The organism is Stenotrophomonas sp. SORGH_AS_0321 (assembly GCF_031453215.1).
In the GTDB taxonomy this organism is placed as follows: Bacteria; Pseudomonadota; Gammaproteobacteria; order Xanthomonadales; family Xanthomonadaceae; genus Stenotrophomonas; species Stenotrophomonas chelatiphaga.
The window spans coordinates 2,837,623-2,856,281 of record NZ_JAVIZG010000001.1 but is presented as its reverse complement, the minus strand read 5'-3'; the positions used below and the strand labels follow the sequence as shown (position 1 = coordinate 2,856,281).

Sequence of the window (18,659 nt, the reverse complement as noted above, 5' to 3'; positions counted from 1 at the left end):
TAGACACTTTGCTGGAGTTTCCATGAGCACCCAGACCGCGGCACGCGTGCTGCGCACCATTGAAGGCTCGCCCACCTCCGACGGCGCCGGCGTGCGCCTGACCCGCGTGATCGGCGGCTCCGCGCTGCCGGACCTGGATCCGTTCCTGCTGTTGGATGAATTCGGTACCGACAAGGCCGAGGATTACCTGGCCGGCTTCCCCAGCCATCCGCATCGCGGGTTCGAGACGGTGACCTACATGCTCGACGGGCGCATGCGGCACAAGGACAACCATGGCAACGAAGGCCTGCTTACCCCGGGCAGCGTGCAGTGGATGACCGCGGGTCGTGGGCTGGTGCATTCAGAAATGCCCGAGCAGGAAAGTGGCCGCATGCGCGGTTTCCAGCTGTGGGTGAACCTGCCGGCGCGCGACAAGATGACCGCGCCGAAGTACCAGGAGTTCGCCCCGGAACGCATCCCGCAGGTCACCCCGGTGGCCGGCGTGACGGTCAAGATCATCGCCGGCGAGGTCGACGGCACACCCGGGCCGATCGCGCAGCCGGCGACCGATCCGGTGTATCTGGACATCACCCTGGACGCTGGCGCGGCGTGGGACTACGTGCTGCCGGATGGCCACAACGTGTTCGCGTATGTGTTCGAAAGCGATCTGCAGATTGGCGCCGGCGACGATGCGCGGCCGGTGGCGGCGCAGCAGATGGCGGTGCTTGGCGGGGGCAATGCGTTGCACCTCGCCGCTGGCAGCGCTGGTGCACGGCTGATCCTGGTCGCGGGCCGTCCGCTGCGTGAGCCGGTGATGCGGCACGGGCCGTTCGTCATGAACACCCGGCAGGAACTGATGCAGGCCTTCGTGGATTTCCAGGAAGGCCGTTTCTGAGGCCACCGTGGCGTTGGGCCGGTCATCCACCGGCCCCGCCCACAGGGGGCGCATGATCAGCGACCGGCGGCCACGGCTGCCGGATTGAGGTTCATGCTTCGGATCATCTGCTGCAGGCCGGCGCGCTCTTCGCTGTCGCCGGGATACAGCGCCAACTGTGCGTAGCGGTTCTTGTCGATCTTCACCACGCTGACGCGGCGGTCGGCGAAGCCCGGGGGTTCCTGGCCGCCGAGGTCAGGCAGGTACCAGTAGAGCTCCTCGCCGGCGAAGCTGTCCTTTTCCTGGCGCAACGCGCGCGGGAAGCGCAGCTCCGGATCGCTGCCGGTCAGCATCAGGCTGAGGACTTCGCGGCCGTCGCTGGTGGTCGCGCGGCACACCAGGAAATCGCCGGTGGCCTGCTCCTGCCACTGCAGGTTGCTGGCAGCCGGCAGCGACGGGCACTTGGGTGCGCTTTGCGCGTGGGCGCTCATGGCAGTGGCGCACAGGCACAGCAGTACGGCAGCAGAGACGATTTTCATGCAGTTCCCCCAGAGGCGTTCAAGTCGACGGCACCGCCAGCGGCGGGCCGGCGTGGTCGCCGTTGCGACCTGGCATCCATCCCCGGATGCCGCGTCGGCCCGCCAGCCCAGCTGGCGGGTATTCCTTGACCTTAACGGAACGTGAGCAAGTGCACAAATCGCGGTTTCATCGGTAACCAAATTCCACGGACCGGTGGGCCGTAGCGGGCCGGGAAGATCCTGCCAGCCAGCCTGACGGCTCAGTGACGCGCAGGCCGTCGGCTCACTTCGCCGGTAGCGGGATGAATTCCGTTGCGTCGCCCGGGATGGTGCCGAAGCGTCCGTTTGCCCAATCGTCCTTGGCCTGCTCGATGCGCTCCTGGGAACTGGAGACGAAGTTCCACCACAGATGGCGCGGTGCATCCAGCGGCTCGCCGCCCATAAGCATCGCCTTGACCGGCGTCTTCGCGCGCAGCCGGCCGCGGGCGCCATCGGCCGGGATGATCAGGTGCTGGGCGGGCACGTCGACGCCGTCCAGCTGCGCCTGGCCGTCGAGGATGTACAGCGAGCGTTCGCGGTGGCCGGTGTCGATGTCGATCTCCGCATCCGGGTCCAGGTCGATGGCCACGTTGAGTGTGTCGGCGAACACCTTGACCGGGGATTCCTCGCCGTACGCACGGCCGGCGATCACCCGCAGCCAGGCGCCATTGCGGCGTTGCTGGGGCAGGGTGGCGGCGCTGTGGTGGTGGAAGGCCGGTTCGACTTCCTCGTACTGCCTGGGCAGTGCGATCCAGGTCTGCATGCCATGCAGCGGATGGCCGTGTTCGCGCTCCGGTGGCGGCGTGCGTTCGGAGTGCGAGATGCCACGGCCGGCGGTCATCCAGTTGACGTCGCCGGGGCGGATCACCTGGTCCGAACCGAGGCTGTCGCGGTGGCCGATGGCGCCGGACCACAGGAAGGTCACCGTGGCCAGGCCGATGTGCGGATGCGGTCGCACGTCGATGCCGGTGCCGGGGTTGAGCAGGGCTGGGCCCATCTGGTCGACGAACACGAACGGACCGACGCTGCGTGCCTGCAGCGACGGCACGGCACGGCGGACTTCCAGACCGCCGATGTCGTGCACGCGGGGGGCGATGAGGGTGGTCATGCGGGCGATCTCGCTGGCGGGGACAGGGGCGCAGGATCGCATGCGCGGTGTGCGGGCACATGCCCCGGATGGGCAACAGGCTGTTGCGCGGTGCGAACGGGTGAGACCCCCTCGTGGGCGGCGGCTTACAGTTGGCTACGTGCTTGGGGCCGGGCGGTGGGGCTGGTCGGGGGACGGCAGAAGCTGCATCCATGCGGGCCTCGTTTCGCGCCATCCATGGCGCTCAACGCCCCCGCCCAGCCCCACCGCCCGCCCCCCTGACAGGTTCCGGTGGCTGCCACCCGCGTAAAAAACAAAGGCAGGGGTCAGAGTCCTTTCGCTGCGCGAAAGGACTCTGACCCCATCTTTCTCCCACCCCTCAAACCACTGCATTTCCCGTGGCCGCCGTCGGCCTGTCGAAGGTGGGGCGGGGTGGCTGTGCAGGACCGTCTTTTCGCACGGATGCGAAAAGCGAGCCTACAGGGACGTACTTGCGGCGTGTCCTGCACAGCCACCCCGCCCCGCCAACACACAGCCCTGCAGCCTTTGACGTTGCCTTGCCTTCCGCTTGAAAAAGCAGGCGCCGGGCGCAGCCCGGCACACACACGCCGTCAGCGCAGCGCGTCCAGCAGGCGATCCGCATCGCCATCATTGGCGGCCGCCGGCACCTGCAGCAGCCGTGCCAGCAACGGATACACATCCACGTTGTCGAACGGCGCGATCACCTGGCCCTGCTTGAACGACGGACCGCGCGCGATGAACACCGCACGCATCGAAGGCAGCGCGTTGTCATAGCCGTGCGATCCCCGATCCTCGTAGCTGCGGCGCGCGATGCTCTCGCGGCTGAGCGCATCCCAGCCCTCGTCCATCTGGCAGACGATCGACGGAATGCGCGGATTGCTGCCGTAGTGCCAGCGTGCCGGCAGGTCCTGCTTCTTCCAGCACTGGTACTGCGCGTGGCGGCCGAGCAGGGCACGTTCGGCGGCGGCCCGCTGCCCTTCCACCGGCTCGAAACCAATCGACTGGCCCGTGCTGATGTTGCGTGCCAAGCGCGGGTCCACCATGTCTTCGGTGGCGACCACCTGGCCGGGCGCTACCGCTGCCATGCCGTGGTCGGAGACCACCACCACGTTGGTGTCCGCGCTCAATCCGTGCTGCTGCAGGCCATCCAGCAGACGCCCCACCACGGCATCGGCCTGCTTGATCGCCGCGCTGTACTGCACCGAATCCGGACCGTGCCGGTGCCCGGCCTTGTCGACCGTCTCCAGGTACAACGTGGCCAGCCGCGGTGCATCGGCATCGGTCTGCCGCAGCCACCCCAGCACGCTGTCGGCGCGTGCTTCCAGTGCGATGCTTTCATCGTAGCGGCGCCATTGGCTGGGCCGGATACCCTTGATTTCCGCTTCGCTGCCCGGCCAGGACCAGGTCGCCGTGCGTACCCCGGCCTGCTCTGCGCTGACCCAGATCGGCTCGCCGCCCCACCATTCCACCCGCGTCACCGTCGCCGCCTCGCTCAGCTTGAAGCGGCCCAGTTCGGCCACGTCCATGCTGTTGTGGATGATGCCGTGGTGGTCCGGGCGCAGGCCGGTGACCAGGGTGTAATGGTTGGGGAAGGTCAACGAGGGATACGAAGGCGTCATCCACTTCGCGCGCACCCCGCCGTCGATGATGCGCTGCAGGTTGGGCGTGATGCCGCGGTCCAGAGCATCGGCGCGCAGGCCATCGATGGAGACCAGCAGCAGTTTGTGCGGCGCGTTTTCCCGCGTCGCTGCCGCAGCAGGGGAGGTTTCGCTGGAGCGCGGCGGGGCGGTGGTACAGGCAGCCAGCGGCAGGATCGCGGCCAGCATCCAGGCAAGGGGGCGTCGAGTCATCGCACCATTCTAGGGCGAGGCGATGACGCACCCAAGACAACCAACGTCACTGGCGCGGGAACAGGCCGCCATCCCCCTGTTCCAGGCGCAGCAGCGCGGCCTTGGTTTCCAGCCCGCCGCCGAAGCCGGTCAGCGCGCCGTTGCGACCGATCACCCGGTGGCACGGCAGCACGATCGGCAACGGATTACGCCCGTTGGCCGCTCCCACAGCGCGGGTAGCGGTGGGTTGGCCAAGCAGGGTCGCCAACTGCAGGTAGCTCCATGTCTGGCCGAACGGGATGCCGGCCAGCGCCTTCCAGACGCGCAGCTGGAACGGCGTGCCGCGCGGTGCCAGCGGCAGATCGAAGTGGGTCCGCTCACCGTGCAGGTACGCCAGCAACTGCTCGCGTGCCTCGCGCACGGTGGGCGGGTGGTGTACCCAGTGCTCGCGCCCCTTGGCATCGTGGCGGTTCTGCGGGAACAGGATGTGGGCGATGCCGTGTGCATCGCCGGCAACGGTCAGTTCGCCGATCGGACTGTCGAAACGGTCGTAGTGCAGGGTCATGACGGAACTCCGGTGAACGGGGTGGACAGATGCCACAGGTGCAGCACGGCATAGGCGCGCCACGGACGCCATGGCTGCGAGCGCTGCTCGGCCTGGCGCTCGGTCAGGCGTTTTCCGGGTGTGCCCAGCATCTGCTGCAGCACCAGGTCGCCGGCCGGGAAGGCATCAGGCTGGCCAAGCGCGCGCAGCGCGATGTAGTGCGCGGTCCAGGCGCCGATGCCCGGCAATGCAACGCAGCGCGCCACGAAAGTGTCCAGCTGCTGGCCCGGGCGGAAATCCAGATCACCTGCATCGCAGGCCCGTGCCAGTGCACGCAGGGTTGCCGCGCGCGTTCGCGGCAGGCCGATTGCTTCCAGCGGTGCGTCGGCGAGCTGCGCCGGCTGCGGGAACAGACGGTCCAGTCCGTCTGGCATGCCCGGCAGCGCCCGCCCATACGCCTGCACCAGCCGCCGCGCCAGCGTGGTCGCGGCGGCCACGCTGACCTGTTGCCCCAGCACCGCGCGCACCGCCACTTCGAAGCCCTCCCAGCCGCCGGGCACGCGCAGCCCCGGCCGCAGCGCGATGCCCTGCGCAAGCAGCGGCTCGTCCTGCAGCGTGGCGTGCACTTGGCGCAGGTCGGCATCCAGGTCGAACATGTGGCGTACCCGCCGTACCACGTGCGGAATCTGCCGCGGGTCGACGCCGTCCAGCTGCAGCACCAGCTCGCTGCGGCGGGTATCGGCATGCACCCGTAGCAGGGCAGGGCGCTCGGGCGGACCGATCACGCGTGCATAGCCGTCTTCTTCGATGCGCTCGATGCCGGGGATCATGCGCCGGCGCAGGAACTGCAGCATCAGGCCGAAATCCAGCGGCGGCCGGTAGCCCAATCGCAGGCGCAGGCCCTCACCGGTCTGCGAAGCGGCGCCGGGCAGCCGGCGGATGGCGCTCGGTGGCATGCCGCAGCCTGCCAGGAAGGCATCGTTGAACCGACGCAGGCTGTTGAAGCCCGCCGCGAGCGCGACATCGGTCACCGGCAGCCGGGTTTCGGTCAGCAACTGCTTGGCCTGCAGCAGGCGCTGGGTGGTGTGCAGCTGCAGCGGCGTCACCCCCAGCGCGGCGACGAACACGCGCTGCAGCTGGCGTGCGCCCACGCCAACGCGTTCGGCCAGTGCGGCCACGCTGGCGTCCTGCAGGAAGCCGGCGTGGATCAGCTCCAACGCCCGGCGCACCGTGTCCTGTTCCAGCCCCTGCTGCGCGGTTGGTGAAAGTTCCGGGCGGCAGCGCAGGCACGGTCGGTAGCCGGCGGCGGCAGCAGAGGCCGCGTTCGCGTAATAGGTCACGTTGGCCGGCTTCGGCGGCGGCGCCGGGCACACGGGACGGCAATAGATGCCGGTGCTGCGCACGGCAGTGAAGAACAGCCCGTCAAAGCGCGCGTCGCGCGCCAGGCGGGCCCGTTCGCAGGTGGCAGTGTCGAGGGCGGCGGGCGAAGGCATGGCGACAGTCTAGGCCCCGGGGCAGGGCCAGGCTCGCCATTTTCGGACATGCATGCGGCGCGCCGGGGTGGATTCAGCAAGTGTTGTCGCGGCGCTGCGCGCAGGCCCTAGACTGTGATCGTGTCCTCTTCCCGGTTCGATGGTTCATGTCGCCCAGATGGTGCCTGCCCCTGCTATGCCTCGCCCTCGCTTCGTGCAGCAAGCTGGAGAACCCCGGCAACGTCACTGCCAATGAAGCGGCCACACGGGCGCCCCGTGCCGATGGCGACCACATGGTGTCCATCAACGTGGCCGACGCGCCGCGTCCGGTGGCCCGGCCCGCCGAACGCGCTGACCGGACGTGGCCGGCAGCGTGGCTTGAAAACGGGCAGGCGTGGATCAGCTGCAGCACCGATTACGCCGCCGATCCGGGCGATGGCGAGCCGCTGCCGGGTCTGGAGCGCGCGCAGCTGGAACAGGCCCTGCAGCCCTGCGTGGAGCGCGGCCTGCTGCGCGTGCGCTACAGCGGCAAGATCAACCCCGGCTTCGCCGAGCTGAGCTGGCGGCTGGCGGTGGTCGCCGGACAGCTCGGCATCCACAAGCGCATCCTCGACCTGGACTCCAGTGGCGGGCAGGTGGAATCGGCGATCGTGGCCGGTGATGCCATCGGTGAGTCGGGCTGGACCATCTGGATCCGCGAAGGCTCGATCTGCCACAGCGCCTGCGTGTTCGTGCTGGCGGCCGGTGACAACCGGCTGGTCTCGGGCAAGGTCGGCATCCATCGGATGATGCGGATCAGTTCGAAGGCCACCTCGCGCGCCGAACTCAACCGCGAACTGCAGGAGGTCTACGACAACGTCAAGGATTACCTGCAGCGCAACGGCGTGGCGGTGGGCGTGGCCGACCTGATGATGACCGTGCCCAACCGCAGCCTGCGCCTGCTCAGCGCCGGGGAGCTGCGCCAGTTCGGCCTGGATGGCACCAACGCGGTGCAGGACGATCTGGAGCGGATCAGGCAGATGCGCGCCTGTGGCGATGACTTCGTGCGCCGCAAGGATGCGTTCCTGGTGGCGTTCGACCAGCAGTGCAAGCGCGAAGGCGCGGAGCTGGAAGCAGTCAATGCCTGCGGCCAGTCGCTGAAGAAGGAATACGGCTTCCCGGACGAGGTGTGCCCATCGGACAGCCCGCTGTCGGAGATCGACGTGGCGACCCTGCCACCCGCCCCTGGCGATTCGGCGGACGCGGACGCTGCCATCGAAGCGCCGGGCGCTTCCGGGGCGACCAGCACGGCCGAGCGCCAGCGCGATGCGGGTGCACTGCCGGAGTCGTGAAGCAAGCGGGCGAAGCTGGCGTAGACTGCGGGCACTTCTCCTTGAGCGGTGGTGTCCGATGAAGCATTCGTTGATGGTGCTGTCCCTGTTGTTGCCCTTCACCGCCATGGCCCAGCAGCCGGCAGCGCAGCCTGCGCCGCGCGCCGCTGCAGCGCCGGCAGCCGCGCCGGCTACCGCACCGGCAGCGGCACGGCCGGGCACGCCGGCCCAGCAGCTGACCCCGGCCCAGCAGGCCCAGCTGGACAAGCAGAACGCCGAAATGAGTGCGGCCGCCCTGCAGGCCGTGCGCCTGGTCGATGGGGGGCAGGCCGCACAGCTGTGGGATGGCGCCTCGGCGGTAGCACGCAAGGCGGTTGCCCGCGATGCGTTCGCCAAACAGATCGCGGCCGATCGCAGCCGCCTGGGCGCACTGGTAGGACGGGGCCAGCCGAGCATCAGCAGGGTCCGCTTCAATGCCGGTGCGGCGGTGCCTGAGGGCCTGTACCTCAACGTGACCTACCCCACCCGTTTCGAGAAGAGCGCCCAGCCGGTCCGCGAGCTGGTCAGCTTCCGCCTGGACGAAGACCGCGTCTGGCGCCTGGCCGGTTACAGCGTCCGCGCGCCGGGGACCTGAGCCATGGCCATCGAACTGCAGATGCTGGCCTGGGCCGGTGTGCTCGGGCTGGTGCAGGTGATGCTGGCGGCCGCGGCGATTACCCGCGAACGCGGCACGCGCTGGAACGCGTCAGCCCGCGATGGCCAGGCGCCGCCACCGGGGCTGCTGGCGGGGCGGCTGCAACGCGCGCAGGCCAACTTCCTGGAAACCTTCGCCGTGTTCGCCGCTGCCGCCATCGCGGTGGTGGTGGCGGGCAGGCAGGACAGCAGCACGGCGTTGGCGGTGCAGCTGTATTTCTGGGCGCGACTGGCCTACGTGCCGCTGTATGCGGCCGGCATCCCGTACGTGCGCAGCCTGGCATGGGTGGTGTCGCTGGTCGGTATCCTGATGCTGCTGTGGGCGCTGCTGTGAACCGTCACTGCCACGCCTGATCCAGATCAAGGCCGCGCGCGTGCCGGCGTCGCTATGCTGGCGCCGGACATGACATCAGAGGGCAGCAGCATGCACGGCACGGATGTGGTGGTGGTGGGCGCAGGCCCGGCCGGGCTCTGCTTCGCACGCTCGCTGGCAGGCAGTGGCCTGCAGGTGACCGTGGTCGAACCACAGTCGCGGCAGGCGCTGGCCGAGGCGGCGTTCGATGGCCGCGAAATCGCGCTGACCCATGCTTCACGGCAGATCCTCGAACAGCTGCAGCTGTGGGACAGGCTGCCGGCGGCGGAGGTCGCCGAACTGCGTGAGGCGCGGGTGCTGGACGGACGCTCGCCGTTCGCGCTGACCTTCGCCAGCGACCACCGCAGTGGCGATCCACTGGGCTGGCTGGTGCCCAACCACCTGATCCGTCGCGCGGCGTGGGATGCCGTGCAGGACCAGCCCGGCCTGCAGCTGCGCGACGGACGCCGGGTGCAGGGCGTGCGCGCGGTCGACGGTGGCCAGCAGGTGCTGCTCGACGACGGCAGCACCCTGCATGCAAGGCTGGTGGTGGCGGCCGACAGTCGGTTTTCGTCCACCCGGCGCATGCTGGGGATCGGTGCGCGCCTGCAGGACTTCGGCAAGACGATGCTGGTCTGCCGGATGCAGGTCGAGCGCGACCACCACCACACGGCGTGGGAATGGTTCGGCTATGGCCGCACGATGGCCCTGCTGCCACTCAACGGTGGCCTGGCATCGGCGGTGATCACCCTGCCGCCGCGACAGGCCGAGGCCCTACTGGCGATGGATGAGGGCGCGTTCGGTGAAGCGGTCAGTGGGTTCTTCGAACACCGGCTGGGCCGCATGCAGCCGGTCGCCATGCCGCAGGCGTATCCGCTGGTGGGCGTGTACGCCGAACGCTTCATCGCCGCCGGTGCGGCCTTGATCGGAGACGCTGCGGTAGGCATGCATCCGGTGACCGCGCATGGGTTCAACCTGGGCCTGGCCAGCCAGCAGCGGCTGGCGCGCGGGATCATCGCGCAGCAGGCGCGTGGCGCCGATATCGCCGATGCACGCATGCTGGCCCGCTACCAGCGCGAACACCGACTGGCCTCGCGGCCGCTGTACGAGGCCACCAACGCCATCGCCCGGGTGTACACCGATGATCGCGTGCCGGCGCGGCTGCTGCGTGCGGCCGGGCTGCGCATCGCGCAGGGCGTGCGCCCGTTCCGCCGGCTGATCGCCGACCGGCTTACCCAGCCCGTAGCGGGGTAGCGGGCGGCCGCCGCCGCGTGCCGCCGGGGCTTACTCTGCTTCGGGCGGCAGCGCCAGCACGCGAATCACGCTGTCGTTGAATTCCACCTGCTGGCCTGCGCGGATCTTGCAGGCCTTGCGCAGTTCGACGGCCCCATCGACCAGCACCAGGCCCTCGCTGATGGCCATCTTGGCTTCGCCGCCACTGCTGACCAGGTCGGTCAGCTTGAGCAGCTGCTTCAGCTCGACGTACTCGCCGTCGAGGTCGAATTCAAGGATCTGCATGGGGTATTCCTGAAAAGAACGGCGCCCATTGTGCGGCAGCCGCGACGCTGGCGCACCGGGTCCGGCGGTAGCCGGGCAGGCGATGATGACATGCCGTGCACGTCGTTCATGCAAGGTGCTGTAAGCTATGCACTCGAAAAAGCGCCGGGGCACGCGTCAGAAGGGCGCCCTAAGCGCAAAATACCCCCCTTTTTTCGCCTGCCACGTTCGTGGCAGTGCCTTCGGAGTTCCCCATGTCCCAAGATACCCAGGCGCCGCTGCAGTTCGCGCAGCTCGGCCTTTCCGAGCCCGTGATGCAGGCGGTTGCCGCCGTCGGTTACGAAACCCCCTCGCCGATCCAGGCCGCCACCATCCCGGCGATGCTGGAAGGCCGCGACGTGCTGGGCCAGGCCCAGACCGGCACCGGCAAGACCGCAGCGTTCGCCCTGCCGGTACTGTCCAACATCGACCTGCAGCAGAGCAAGCCGCAGGCCCTGGTGCTGGCCCCGACCCGCGAACTGGCCATCCAGGTCGCCGAGGCCTTCCAGACCTATTCGTCGAAGATCCCCGGTTTCCGCGTGCTGCCGGTGTACGGCGGCCAGCCGTATGCCACCCAGCTGTCCGCGCTGCGTCGTGGCGTGCACATCGTGGTGGGCACCCCCGGCCGCGTCATCGACCATCTCAACCGCGGCACGCTGGACCTGTCCGAGCTGAAGACGCTGGTGCTGGACGAAGCCGATGAAATGCTGCGCATGGGCTTCATCGACGACGTCGAAGCGGTGCTGAAGAAGCTGCCGGAGAAGCGCCAGGTGGCGCTGTTCTCGGCCACCATGCCGCCGGCCATCCGTCGCATCGCCCAGACCTACCTGAAGGATCCGGCCGAAGTCACCATCGCCAACAAGACGACCACCTCGGCGAACATCCGCCAGCGTTACTGGTGGGTGAGCGGCATGCACAAGCTGGATGCGCTGACCCGCATCCTGGAAGTCGAGCCGTTCGATGCGATGATCATCTTCGCCCGCACCAAGGCCGGCACCGAAGAGCTGGCCGGCAAGCTGCAGGCGCGTGGCCTGGCCGCTGCCGCCATCAACGGCGACATGCAGCAGGCCCAGCGCGAACGCACCATCGCCATGCTGAAGGAAGGCAAGCTGGACATCCTGGTCGCCACCGACGTGGCCGCGCGCGGCCTGGACGTGGAACGCATCAGCCACGTGCTGAACTACGACATCCCGTACGACACCGAAAGCTACGTGCACCGCATCGGCCGTACCGGCCGTGCCGGCCGCAGCGGTGAGGCGATCCTGTTCGCCACCCCGCGCGAAAAGGGCATGCTGCGCCAGATCGAGCGCGCCACCCGCCAGCCGATCGAAGAAATGCAGCTGCCCAGCGTGGAAGCGGTCAACGACAATCGCGTCAACAAGTTCACCGCGCGCATCAGCGAAACGCTGGGCCAGGGCGGCCTGGACTTCTACCGCCAGCTGCTGGAGCGTTTCGAAGGCGAGAACAACGTGCCGGCGATCGACGTCGCCGCCGCGCTGGCCAAGATGATGCAGGGTGACACCCCGTTCCTGCTGCAGCCGCCGGTGCGTGCGCCGCGCGAAGAGCGTGCCCCGCGCGAGCGGTTCGAGCGCACCGAGCGTCCGGAGCGGAGCGACCGCTTCGATCGCGGCGACCGGCCGAAGTTCGACCGCGCCCCGCGTGCCGAAGGAGAAGGTTTCCAGGAGCGTCCGCGCCGTGAGATGCCGCCGCGCGGTGCACCGGAGCAGGGCATGGAAACCTTCCGTATCGAAGTGGGCCACCAGCATGGCGTGAAGCCGGCCAACATCGTCGGCGCCATCGCCAACGAAGCGGGGCTGGAAAGCCGCTTCATCGGTCGCATCGACATCCACGATGGTTTCTCGGTGCTCGACCTGCCGATCGACATGCCGCAGGACGTGCTGACCCACCTGAAGAAGGTCTGGGTGTCCGGCCAGCAGCTCAACATGCGCCGCGTGGAGCCGGGCGAGGACATCAGCCAGGCACCCCGTGCCCCGTCCAAGCCGCGTTTCGACAAGGGCGGTCCGCGCCGCAGTGGTCCGGGTGGTCCGGGTGGTCCGGGTGCCCCGGGCGGCAATGATCGTCCGCCGCGCCGCGAAGGCTTCAAGCCGCGTGGTCCGCGCAACTTCTGATCCGCGCGTGATCGGTTGAATCCAACGCCAGCCTCCGGGCTGGCGTTTTTTTTTGTCCCGGGACAATGCTGTGGCCACCGGCGGGTGGTTTCGCATGGTGCAGACAGCGCCGGGTCTAGCGTGCATGATGTGAAGGCGGCAAGCAGGACCAACCACGGATTCGGGGGTTCCATGTATGGCTGAAGCCGGTGCGGGGATGCGACCAGGTGCCAGGACGCGCGGTCTTACGCTGCGTTTCGCCCTGCTGACCGGCATGGCCGTCGGTCTGGTGGGCATTTCCGCGCTCATCCAGGAGTTGCAGGCCGCGTCCACCGCGTGGATCGTTGGCCAGAGCCACTGGTCGCGCGCGCAGCAGCAGGCGGTGGCCTCGCTGCAGCAGTATCTGGACAGCGGCCAGCCGGGGCACCTGCAACAGGCCCGCGCGCAGCTGGATGTTCCGCTGGCCGACCTCGAAGCGCGCCGCGCTTTGGAGCGCGACCCACCCGATACCGCCGCCGCCCGCGCCGCGTTCCTGCGCGGCAACAACGCCAAGGGCGACCTCAATCGGCTGATTCTTTCCTATCGTCATGGCAGGGACCTGGCCTATTTCCGCGAGGCCTCCCGGCTGTGGCGGGAGACCGACGCGCCGCTGCTGGAGATCGCCCGCATCGGCGATGACCTGGAGCGCCGGATCGCCGCCGGGCCCATCGAAGGCGACCAGGCCAGGGCGTACCAGCAGCGGCTGCAGCAACTGGACCTGCAGCTGCAGGACACGGCGCGCAGCTTCTCGCTCGCGCTGGTGCACATGTCCTCGCTGGTGCGCTTGACCACCTTGATTGTCGGCGCCCTGTCGGTGGTGGCCATCGCCATCGTGGCGGTGCTGCTGGCGCGGCGCGTGCGCATCGACCTGATGGACCAGGAGGCGCGCTTCCGTGCGGCGTTCTACCAGGCCAGCGTGGGCATGCTGAAGATCGATGGCGGCGGCGGCCTGATGGAGGTCAACCAGGCGCTGTCCGACCTGCTGCAACGATCACGCGACCAGCTGGTGCACATGCACCTGCGCGAGCTGCTGGCCGATGGCGAGCTGGTGCTGGATGGCAACGGCGAGATCGACTGGCCGCGGCAGTTGAAGGCCGGAGAGCTGCGCTTCCTGCGCGCCGATGGCAGCCTGATGTGGGGACGCTGGAGCGGCACGGCGGTGCCGCGCGGCAAGCAGGGCATTTCGATCTTCGCCATCGTCGAAGACGTGACCCAGAACCACGCACTCGTGCGCGAGGTGCAGCACCACGCCAGCCACGATGCGTTGACCGGGCTGATCAACCGCCGCGAGATCGAGCGGCTGCTCGAACAGGCCCTGCAGCAGGTACGCAACGAGGGCGGCGTGCATGCGCTGTGCCACCTCAACCTGGACCATTTCAAGCTGGTCAACGACACGGTAGGGCACGCGGCGGGCGACCAGATGCTGCGTGCGTTCGCCGAGCACCTGAAGGGCTCCGTGCGCGATGGCGACTGGGTGGGACGCTTGGGCGCCGATGAGTTCGCGCTGTTCCTCGCGCGTGCCAGTCAGGACGAAGCGCGGCAGGTGCTGCACCGGGTGATCCGCACGCTGGGCCAGGCCGGCATCCAGTTCGGCGAAGACACGCTGAAGATCAGCTGCAGCGTGGGCGTGGTCGAAGTGGGCGCCGATACGCCTGACGTGAACTGGTTGATGGGCGCGGCCGACAGTGCGTGCTATGCCGCAAAGCAGGCCGGGCGCAACCGCGTGCACTGCTTCAACGAAGACCGCATGGCGCTGGATGAGAGGCGCAACGAGGCCGAGCGCCTGCGCCGCGTCAGCCATGCCATCGCTGACAATCGCATGCTGCTGTACGCCCAGCGCATCGCTACCGTCGGCGATCCGGGCTACCTGCACTACGAAGTGCTGGTACGGATGCGCGATGAGCAGGGCGTGCTGCATGGCCCGGGCGAATTCATCGCAGCGGTCGAGCGCTACGGCATGGGGATGTCGCTGGACCGCTGCGTGCTGTCGATGCTGATCCGCCACCTGCAGGTGTGTCCCGCGCACGTGGCGCGGCTGGGTCTTTGCAACGTCAACGTCTCGGCGCAGTCGATCGCCGAGCCCAGTTTCCTGGCCTTCGTCAGTGACCTGCTGGAACGCAACCGGACCCTGGCCAAGCGGCTGTGTTTCGAGATCACCGAAACGGCGGTGATCAGCAATCTTGCGCAGGCGCGGGAGTTCATCGATGCGGTGAAGGCGCGCGGCTGCCGCATCGCGCTGGATGACTTCGGCTCGGGACTCTCGTCCTTCGGTTACCTGCGGCAGCTGCCGGCGGACCTGCTGAAGATCGATGGCACCTTCGTGCGCGACATGCAGACCGACCCGGTCAGCCGTGCCACCGTGCGCGCCATCGCCGCGCTGGGGCGCGAACTGCAGTTGGAGGTGATCGCCGAATGGGTGGAGACCGAAGCGCAGGCAGCGCAGCTGGTGGAGATGGGCGTACAGGGTCTGCAGGGGTATGCGATCGAGCGTCCGCAGCCGCTGGAGCGGATCACCCAGACCGCCCTGCACCCGGTGCGCCAGGACACGCACGGGAAGTGGTTGGGTCGCGGCTGAAGCGCGTCCTCGCCCGCGCGCGGCGGCGGTCCGGCGTGAAATCAGCCGGGCTGCGATAATCTCCCGACATGGATGGCAAGCAGGCGGGTGGTGCGTGGGGAGCACGATAGTACGGTCGGGCCGCTGGAACAGGGGCGGGTGGGTGCTGGCTGCGGTGCTGCTGTCCGGCCTGCTGTCATTGTGCAATGCCGCCGCGGCACCGCAGCCGGTGCGCGACTACCTGCTGCTGGGCGGACCGACCGACGAGCCGACGCCCCATCGCGCCTGTGCCCCCTACATGCTGCGCGGACAGCGCCAACAGCTGGATATTCCCGCCCCGCAAGGCGGCTGGTCGGGCCAGCCGCAGGCGCTGGATATCTTCAACGTCTATGCGGGCGAAGTGTCGATACGCCACGGCGACCGTGAGATCTGCGGCAACATGGGCGATGCCCGCACGCGGGATTCGCGCTTCCGCGCCGGCATCGGCATGGTCACCGTGCCCCGCGCCGGAAGTCTGGAGCCGATCCATGTGTCCTGGGCGACACCGCTCAAGGAGCGTTGGGGCCCTACGCTGCGGCTCGGCGCGCCTAGTCCGGTACAGCAGCGCGATACCGCGCGGTTGCTGGCGCGTACCGCCTGCGTGGCGGTTGCGCTGGCGCTGGCACTGTCGGCGCTGATGGGATTTTTGACCTCCCGCGACCGTATTTTCCTGGTCTACGTTGGTGCCTGCGCGGTGTTCGTGCTGTGGCAGGCCGTGCTGGGGGGGCTGAGTGGGTATCCGGAACCGTGGTTCCCGATCGGCGTGGACAGTGCCTGGTGGCTGGTTGGCCTGACCGCCTGCGCACAGGCCGTGCTGCTGCCGATGCTGTGGCGACTCAACGCAGGCGACCGCGCCTGGCCGCGTTCGCGTGGCGTGGTGTCGGCCGTGAGTGGCGCCTTGTTCGCGGTGGCGCTGCTGGTGCCCTGGATGGACTGGACGCTGCTGGGCTGGACCTCGGATGTGCTGGAGGCGGCGCACTTCACCGGCTGCATGGCGGCCTTGCTGGCAGGAGTATGGGCATGGTCGCGCAGTGACCGCTGGGCCAGTATCGGCCTGGTGGCGCTGGCCCCGTTCCTGGTGATGATCGTCGCCGACCTGGCCCGTGCCCAGTGGCTGCTGGCGCACCGTGTGGAAGCGCTGCAGCTGGGGGTGACCTGGTTGCTGATGATGGCCGCCTATGCGCTCAACCAGCGCCTGGGCAACCTGCGCGAACAACGTGACCAGATGCGCCAACTGGCCGACACCGATGCATTGACCGGGCTGCCCAATCGCCGCGCCGGGCTGCGCGAGCTGGGCGTGCAGATCGAACGCGCACGTGCCGAGGGCGCACCGCTGGTGATCGGTTTCCTCGACATCGACCTGTTCAAGGAAATCAACGATCGCCATGGCCACGACACCGGCGATGCGGTGCTGCAGGCGGTGGCTGGGGCCTTGCGCGGCGCCCTGCGCGGGCGTGACGAGGTGTTCCGGATGGGCGGGGAGGAATTCCTTCTGCTGTTGCCGGGCGCTCCGCGCGATATCGCCGCGGCGCGGCTGCAGCAGGTGGGGCGCCGGATCACCGAGGCCGGGGTGGCGTTGCAGGTGGACGGCCTGGCACTGACCGCCAGCATCGGCCTGGCCCAGTGGCGGCCCGACCATGATGACCTGGCCGGACTGCTGCGCCGGGCCGACCATGCGATGTACGGGGCCAAGCGCGCCGGACGTGACCGGGTGATGGACGGTGAACAGCTGGACGCGGTGCGCCCGCTCTGAACGGATGCCGTGGGCGCGACAATGCCGGATAATGGGGGCATGACCATCCGCATCAACAAATACATCGCCGAAACCGGCTTCTGCTCCCGTCGCGAGGCCGACCGGCTGATCAGCGAACGTCGCGTCACTGTCAATGGACGTCCCGCCGGTACCGGCGCGGTGGTCGGCGAAGAGGACAAGGTGCTGGTCGACGGCCAGCCCCTGCGTGCCCGCCAGGCCAGCCGCCCGGGCGGTCGCCGCCACGTCTACATCGTGCTCAACAAGCCGGTCGGGGTGACCTGCACCACCGAAAGTTCGGTGAAGGGGAACATCGTCGAGTTCGTCGGGCACGAGCAGCGCATCTTCCCGATCGGCCGGCTGGACAAGGATTCGGAAGGCCTGATCCTGATGACCAGCAACGGCGACATCGTCAACCAGATCCTGCGTGCGGAAAACGGGCACCAGAAGGAATACCTGGTCGCGGTGAACAAGCCGGTGACCGACGAATTCCTGCGCGCGATGGCCCGCGGTGTGCGCATCCACGACCAGATGACCCTGCCGTGCCGTACCTCGCGTATCGCCAAGTTCGGGTTCCGCATCACCCTGCAGCAGGGGCTCAACCGGCAGATCCGCCTGATGGCGGCCGAGTTCGGTTTCCGGGTCACCCAGCTGCGTCGCGTGCGCATCGACAACATCAAGATCGGCGCGCTCAAGCCGGGCCAGTGGCGCAACCTCAGCGAGCCGGAACTGCGCGGGCTGCTGCCGGGACAACTGGACTGGTAAGACCCGGCCGGGCCGCGCCATGCCCGGTGGCTTTCCTCTAGACTGGGTGGCAGCTGCCATCACTCGAGTGCTGGATGATCAAGCCCGACAAGCCTGCCAATGAAGCGCATCGCCTGGATGCGCTGCACCGCTACCGGATCCTGGACTCGGAGAAGGAGCAGACCTTCGAGGATCTTGTCACCATCGCCAAGGCGGTGGCCGGCACGTCCATGGCAGCGGTCACCCTGATCGATGCCGAGCGGCAATGGTTCAAGTCGGTGCAGGGCGTGGAGACGGCCGAGCTGCCGCGCGATGCGTCGATGTGCGGGCATGCGATCCTGAGCCCGCGCGAGGTCATGGTGATCGAGGATGCGCGCCTGGATGCGCGCTTCCATGACAACCCGATCGTGGTGGGTGCCCCCGGCGTACGCTTCTATGCCGGTGCGCCGCTGATCAGCAACGAGGGCCTTCCCCTGGGCACGCTGTGCGTGTTCGATTCGCAGCCGCATCAGCTCGAACCGGACCGTGCCAAGGCACTGGCGGCGCTGTCGCGGCAGGTGATGGTGGTGATGGAGCTGCGCCGGTTCGCGCTGGACATCCAGCAGCACATGCAGGAGCGTGATGACTACGAACGGCTGCTCGCTGATTACCATGACGTGCTGTTGGCGCAGAACGCGGACCTGGCCGAGCAGAGCCGGACCGATGCGCTGACCGGGCTGCCCAACCGGCGGGCCATGGCGATGGCGCTGGATGCAGCCGTGGCCGACACCGAGGGGCAGCCGCGGCAGACCTGCGTGGCGCTGCTCGACATCGATCATTTCAAGCGCATCAACGATTTCCAGGGGCACGCTACCGGCGACCGCGTGTTGGCCGAACTGGGGCGCCTGCTGCGTGGCCAGTTTGCCGGCGCCGGCATGGCGGCGCGTTACGGCGGCGAAGAGTTCGTGCTGCTGTTGCCGGACACCGACCTGCGCACCGCTGAACTGCAATGCGATTTCCTGCGCATGGCGGTAGCCGACCTGCCGCTGGGATTCCCGGTGACCGTCAGCATCGGCGTGGCCGCGCACCGCAGCGGTGACCCGACCGACCGCACCATCGAACGCGCCGACGCTGCCCTGTACCGGGCCAAGGCGGCCGGCCGCAACCGCGTGGAGACCGCCGGATGAATCCG

16 protein-coding genes are annotated in these 18,659 nt (G+C 68.5%); 10 read left to right on the top strand and 6 right to left on the bottom strand.

What is annotated here, in order from left to right; genetic code table 11:
• Positions 1-22: 22 nt before the first annotated feature.
• On the top strand, positions 23-874 hold the full coding sequence (locus tag QE373_RS12865; protein WP_309687145.1) for a pirin family protein: 852 nt from the start codon (positions 23-25) through the stop codon (positions 872-874).
• 56 nt (positions 875-930) lie between these two features.
• On the opposite strand, the gene QE373_RS12860 is transcribed toward QE373_RS12865, so the two are convergent.
• The 5 genes from QE373_RS12860 to QE373_RS12840 all read right to left on the bottom strand — a co-directional run bounded on the left by QE373_RS12860 (position 931) and on the right by QE373_RS12840 (position 6,384).
• Complete coding sequence (locus QE373_RS12860; RefSeq protein ID WP_309687143.1) at positions 931-1,392, bottom strand: hypothetical protein; 462 nt, start codon at positions 1,390-1,392, stop codon at positions 931-933.
• 262 nt (positions 1,393-1,654) lie between these two features.
• A complete protein-coding gene (locus QE373_RS12855) occupies positions 1,655-2,518 on the bottom strand; it encodes a pirin family protein (protein WP_309687141.1) in 864 nt (287 codons plus the stop codon).
• Positions 2,519-3,108: 590 nt separating this feature from the next.
• The gene (locus QE373_RS12850) at positions 3,109-4,368 is read right to left on the bottom strand and encodes an ectonucleotide pyrophosphatase/phosphodiesterase (protein ID WP_309687138.1); all 1,260 of its coding nucleotides are present in this window, start codon (positions 4,366-4,368) and stop codon (positions 3,109-3,111) included.
• Positions 4,369-4,414: 46 nt separating this feature from the next.
• A complete protein-coding gene (locus tag QE373_RS12845; RefSeq protein WP_309687135.1) occupies positions 4,415-4,912 on the bottom strand; it encodes a methylated-DNA--[protein]-cysteine S-methyltransferase in 498 nt (165 codons plus the stop codon).
• A complete protein-coding gene (locus QE373_RS12840; RefSeq protein ID WP_309687131.1) occupies positions 4,909-6,384 on the bottom strand; it encodes an AlkA N-terminal domain-containing protein in 1,476 nt (491 codons plus the stop codon). Before QE373_RS12840 ends, QE373_RS12845 begins: the two co-directional genes overlap by 4 nt.
• 146 nt (positions 6,385-6,530) lie before the next feature.
• Here QE373_RS12840 and QE373_RS12835 point away from each other — a divergent pair, with 146 nt between their 5' ends.
• The 4 genes from QE373_RS12835 to ubiM all read left to right on the top strand — a co-directional run bounded on the left by QE373_RS12835 (position 6,531) and on the right by ubiM (position 9,972).
• Positions 6,531-7,694, top strand: coding sequence for a hypothetical protein (locus tag QE373_RS12835; RefSeq protein WP_309687128.1), 1,164 nt, complete (start codon positions 6,531-6,533; stop codon positions 7,692-7,694).
• A gap of 58 nt (positions 7,695-7,752) precedes the next feature.
• The gene (locus QE373_RS12830; protein WP_309687126.1) at positions 7,753-8,307 is read left to right on the top strand and encodes a DUF4019 domain-containing protein; all 555 of its coding nucleotides are present in this window, start codon (positions 7,753-7,755) and stop codon (positions 8,305-8,307) included.
• A gap of 3 nt (positions 8,308-8,310) precedes the next feature.
• Positions 8,311-8,700: an MAPEG family protein gene (locus QE373_RS12825; RefSeq protein ID WP_123699483.1), complete on the top strand. Its 390-nt coding sequence runs from the start codon at positions 8,311-8,313 to the stop codon at positions 8,698-8,700.
• Between the two features lie 90 nt (positions 8,701-8,790).
• On the top strand, positions 8,791-9,972 hold the full coding sequence (gene ubiM, locus QE373_RS12820) for a 5-demethoxyubiquinol-8 5-hydroxylase UbiM (protein WP_309687120.1): 1,182 nt from the start codon (positions 8,791-8,793) through the stop codon (positions 9,970-9,972).
• Between the two features lie 30 nt (positions 9,973-10,002).
• Here the strand turns inward: ubiM and QE373_RS12815 are convergent, their stop codons facing one another.
• On the bottom strand, positions 10,003-10,236 hold the full coding sequence (locus QE373_RS12815) for an RNA-binding S4 domain-containing protein (RefSeq protein ID WP_042615304.1): 234 nt from the start codon (positions 10,234-10,236) through the stop codon (positions 10,003-10,005).
• A gap of 233 nt (positions 10,237-10,469) precedes the next feature.
• On the opposite strand from QE373_RS12815, the gene QE373_RS12810 reads away from it, so the two are divergent.
• From QE373_RS12810 to QE373_RS12790, 5 genes are all read left to right on the top strand, one after another.
• Positions 10,470-12,383: a DEAD/DEAH box helicase gene (locus QE373_RS12810; RefSeq protein ID WP_309687117.1), complete on the top strand. Its 1,914-nt coding sequence runs from the start codon at positions 10,470-10,472 to the stop codon at positions 12,381-12,383.
• A gap of 196 nt (positions 12,384-12,579) precedes the next feature.
• The gene (locus QE373_RS12805) at positions 12,580-14,976 is read left to right on the top strand and encodes an EAL domain-containing protein (protein ID WP_309687115.1); all 2,397 of its coding nucleotides are present in this window, start codon (positions 12,580-12,582) and stop codon (positions 14,974-14,976) included.
• Between the two features lie 142 nt (positions 14,977-15,118).
• Positions 15,119-16,747, top strand: a complete 1,629-nt coding sequence (locus QE373_RS12800; RefSeq protein WP_309687113.1) for a diguanylate cyclase — start codon at positions 15,119-15,121, stop codon at positions 16,745-16,747.
• A 39-nt stretch (positions 16,748-16,786) separates the two neighbouring features.
• Entirely contained in the window at positions 16,787-17,509 is a 723-nt protein-coding gene (locus QE373_RS12795) for a pseudouridine synthase (protein WP_057508677.1), read from the top strand.
• Between the two features lie 74 nt (positions 17,510-17,583).
• The gene (locus QE373_RS12790) at positions 17,584-18,654 is read left to right on the top strand and encodes a sensor domain-containing diguanylate cyclase (protein WP_057508676.1); all 1,071 of its coding nucleotides are present in this window, start codon (positions 17,584-17,586) and stop codon (positions 18,652-18,654) included.
• Positions 18,655-18,659: the final 5 nt, after the last annotated feature.

What these genes read in the sequence shown, in the direction of transcription:
- QE373_RS12855 (WP_309687141.1), bottom strand. Translation starts at nt 2,518, where the DNA reads ATGACCACCCTCATCGCCCCCCGCGTGCACGACATCGGCGGTCTGGAA.
- QE373_RS12795 (WP_057508677.1), top strand. Translation starts at nt 16,787, where the DNA reads ATGACCATCCGCATCAACAAATACATCGCCGAAACCGGCTTCTGCTCC.
- QE373_RS12790 (WP_057508676.1), top strand. Translation starts at nt 17,584, where the DNA reads ATGATCAAGCCCGACAAGCCTGCCAATGAAGCGCATCGCCTGGATGCG.
- ubiM (WP_309687120.1), top strand. Translation starts at nt 8,791, where the DNA reads ATGCACGGCACGGATGTGGTGGTGGTGGGCGCAGGCCCGGCCGGGCTC.
- QE373_RS12845 (WP_309687135.1), bottom strand. Translation starts at nt 4,912, where the DNA reads ATGACCCTGCACTACGACCGTTTCGACAGTCCGATCGGCGAACTGACC.
- QE373_RS12835 (WP_309687128.1), top strand. Translation starts at nt 6,531, where the DNA reads ATGTCGCCCAGATGGTGCCTGCCCCTGCTATGCCTCGCCCTCGCTTCG.
- QE373_RS12850 (WP_309687138.1), bottom strand. Translation starts at nt 4,368, where the DNA reads ATGACTCGACGCCCCCTTGCCTGGATGCTGGCCGCGATCCTGCCGCTG.
- QE373_RS12825 (WP_123699483.1), top strand. Translation starts at nt 8,311, where the DNA reads ATGGCCATCGAACTGCAGATGCTGGCCTGGGCCGGTGTGCTCGGGCTG.
- QE373_RS12840 (WP_309687131.1), bottom strand. Translation starts at nt 6,384, where the DNA reads ATGCCTTCGCCCGCCGCCCTCGACACTGCCACCTGCGAACGGGCCCGC.
- QE373_RS12865 (WP_309687145.1), top strand. Translation starts at nt 23, where the DNA reads ATGAGCACCCAGACCGCGGCACGCGTGCTGCGCACCATTGAAGGCTCG.
- QE373_RS12830 (WP_309687126.1), top strand. Translation starts at nt 7,753, where the DNA reads ATGAAGCATTCGTTGATGGTGCTGTCCCTGTTGTTGCCCTTCACCGCC.
- QE373_RS12805 (WP_309687115.1), top strand. Translation starts at nt 12,580, where the DNA reads ATGCGACCAGGTGCCAGGACGCGCGGTCTTACGCTGCGTTTCGCCCTG.
- QE373_RS12810 (WP_309687117.1), top strand. Translation starts at nt 10,470, where the DNA reads ATGTCCCAAGATACCCAGGCGCCGCTGCAGTTCGCGCAGCTCGGCCTT.
- QE373_RS12815 (WP_042615304.1), bottom strand. Translation starts at nt 10,236, where the DNA reads ATGCAGATCCTTGAATTCGACCTCGACGGCGAGTACGTCGAGCTGAAG.
- QE373_RS12860 (WP_309687143.1), bottom strand. Translation starts at nt 1,392, where the DNA reads ATGAAAATCGTCTCTGCTGCCGTACTGCTGTGCCTGTGCGCCACTGCC.